The following is a 2,760-nucleotide window of genomic DNA, read 5'->3' on the forward strand; positions in this document are numbered from 1 at the left end:
TTTTTTAATTATTTAATTCACCTTAATATAAGAAATTCATTTTAAATCTAATTTACATTTATTTATCTAAAACAATTTATTTAAATTTTTATCATAGTTAATTTGGACAAAAAAAAGACTAGCCTAGCTAGCCTTTTTTATTAAATTAATTTAATTATTTTACATCTTTCATTGTAGCTGGAACTTTTATTTCTCCACTCTTAATTTTGTCACCTTGTTGGTTAACAAATTCTAATATATCAGGAGCTACATCTTCTTTTGTAGTATCTGCTATTCCAACTCCATCTTCATTTAGCCCATAAACAGTTACTTTTCCACCATTGAACTTACCATCAACTAAGTTTTTAACAGTATCATAAACACCAACATCAACTCTCTTTATAGCTGAAGTCATAACAGTTTCTGGTGCAACACTATTTTGGTCTCTATCAACACCTATAGCTTTTTTACCAGCTTCTTTAGCCGCTTCTATGACTCCATTACCAGTATCACCTGATGCATGGAATATTATATCTACATCATTAGATATCATCTGATTAGTTATAGATTTACCTTTTGCTGGATCAGCAAAACTATTTGCATATTGAGATATTACTTCAGCTTCTGGTTTTGCAGCTTTAACTCCTGCTGTAAATCCAGCTTGGAAAGTTTCAATTACTGGACCTTCCATTCCTCCAACAAATCCTACTTTGTTAGTTTGAGTAAGTTTCCCTGCTACTAATCCTACTAAGTATGATGATTCTTCTGCCTTAAACATTATACTTTCTACGTTTTTAGGCGGTTTACCACCGAAATCAGCATCTATTAATGCAAATTTTTGATCTGAGTAAGATTTTGAAGCATCACCTATAGCCTTTTCCATTTTAAATCCAACACCTATTACTAAGTCAGCTCCATCATCTATTGCTGTTTCTATATTGTTAGCGTAATCTGATTCTTGCTTAGACTCTATGTACTTAACATCTACTCCTAAGTCCTTTTTAGCTTTTTCTAGACCTTCCCATGCACTTTGGTTAAAAGATTGGTCATTTACTCCACCAACGTCAGTTATCATAGTTACTTTTACTTTGTCATCCCCACCTGAATTGCTGTCTTTTGAATCTTTAGAAGGACTACATCCTACTAACATCGATCCTGTTAATACAGTAACAAGACCTATAGACAATAACTTTTTAAGTTTCATAATTACCTCCTATGAACATCTTTCTTATAATTTCTTACCATAAATTTTACACTATATGTAAAATATTTTCTACATTTAATTTTAATTTTATTCACTTTTTTTAATATTTAGTGTATACAATTTAAAAAAATAAGAAGATAGGAAAACTTTATCATAATCACAATAAGATTTCTTACCTTCTTTTCTAACCTATTTATCAGTATATAGTATACACTTTATCTTAAATTAGGATATCCTATTTGTCTTAGCGCTTCAAATAATACTATAGCCACAGAATTTGATAAATTTAAAGATCTAGCTTTTTCTATATCAACCATAGGTATTCTTATTGCAGTTTCTAAATTATCCATTATTAAGCTTTCAGGTAATCCTTTAGTTTCTTTTCCAAACACTATAAATGAATTTTCTTCATATTTTACATCTGAGTGTGTTTGTTTAGCTTTAGTTGTTGAGTAAAAGAATTTAGCATCTGGATTTTGTTCTCTTACTTCATCAAAACTATCATAATATTTGATTTCAACTAAATCCCAATAATCTAAACCTGCTCTTTTTAGATATTTGTCATCCATACAAAAACCTAATGGTCTAACTAAGTGAAGAGTTGTCCCGGTTGCAGCGCAACTCCTTATTATATTTCCTGTATTTTGTGGTATTTCAGGTTCTACCAATACGATGTTTAAAGACATACGTAATCCTCCTTAACATTTTATAAATCTAATTATATCAAAAGTTTTCATTTCTAAAAACTTATAAAAAAATAAAATAATATAAATCTCCTTACATTAGGAGATTTATATTATTTCAGAGTTCAAGTTTTTGCTTGTATCCACCTTTTTCTTTGTTCCCTTTATTAAAACTTTATCTTTAGGAGGGTAGTAGCTTTCATTAATTAATTCTTCATTTATAGAAGATCCATCTTCATTTTTATAAACCCTGTATGTTTTTACTTTGTATCCATTTCTGCCTTTGCTCTCTATTCTAGTTTCTCCTTCATATAAAGCTTTACTTTCTTTTTCTATAGTTTTAGGCTTTATAATTCCTGATATATCAGTTCTTATATCTACTATTTTTTTATCATTTTCATTCCCATATATATTAGTTATTATTTTATTATCTCTTATCTCATTTTTTATTAGAATAGGACTTTTATAATTATTTTTAAATATTAAATCAATATTTCCATAAGATACAGTAGCATCTCTTCCTTTTTCTATATATCCACTAGGTATACTATGATTTCTAGCCTGTACGATTTCAAGTCCTGAGTATAGTGCAGCATTATATACAGTACTAGACACCTGACATATTCCTCCACCCATTCCTAATTGCATTTCTCCATTTACTATTATAGGCGCGCTCTTAAATCCTTGTTCTGTACTTCTTTTACCTATGATATTATTAAACGAAAACTCTTCATTATAGTCTATCAATACATTATTTATTTTATTTATAGCTAATTTTATATTACTAACTCTATTTTGATTTTTAGAGTTAAATTTTGTTTCATATTGGCCTAATAATGTATTTATATTTGCCAACTTCTCATAAGTATATTTTGGATTTATAATTTCTGTATA

3 protein-coding genes are annotated in these 2,760 nt (G+C 28.4%); all 3 read right to left on the minus strand.

Annotation, left to right across the window (positions count from 1 at the left end; translation table 11 throughout):
• Positions 1 to 154 precede the first annotated feature (154 nt).
• Positions 155 to 1,183 carry a BMP family lipoprotein gene (locus VN21_RS03900; protein ID WP_046822136.1) on the minus strand — a complete coding sequence of 343 codons (1,029 nt, stop codon included), beginning with the start codon at positions 1,181 to 1,183 and terminating at the stop codon, positions 155 to 157.
• A gap of 215 nt (positions 1,184 to 1,398) precedes the next feature.
• Complete coding sequence (gene trmL / locus VN21_RS03905; RefSeq protein WP_021431704.1) at positions 1,399 to 1,869, minus strand: tRNA (uridine(34)/cytosine(34)/5-carboxymethylaminomethyluridine(34)-2'-O)-methyltransferase TrmL; 471 nt, start codon at positions 1,867 to 1,869, stop codon at positions 1,399 to 1,401.
• A gap of 105 nt (positions 1,870 to 1,974) precedes the next feature.
• Positions 1,975 to 2,760 (minus strand): VanW family protein (locus VN21_RS03910; RefSeq protein ID WP_046822137.1); only part of this gene is annotated, 786 nt, incomplete at its 5' end.

The sequence above is a fragment of the Paraclostridium benzoelyticum genome (assembly GCF_001006285.1).
GTDB lineage: Bacteria > Bacillota > Clostridia > Peptostreptococcales > Peptostreptococcaceae > Paraclostridium > Paraclostridium benzoelyticum.

What these genes read in the sequence shown, in the direction of transcription:
- VN21_RS03900 (WP_046822136.1), bottom strand. Translation starts at nt 1,183, where the DNA reads ATGAAACTTAAAAAGTTATTGTCTATAGGTCTTGTTACTGTATTAACA.
- trmL (WP_021431704.1), bottom strand. Translation starts at nt 1,869, where the DNA reads ATGTCTTTAAACATCGTATTGGTAGAACCTGAAATACCACAAAATACA.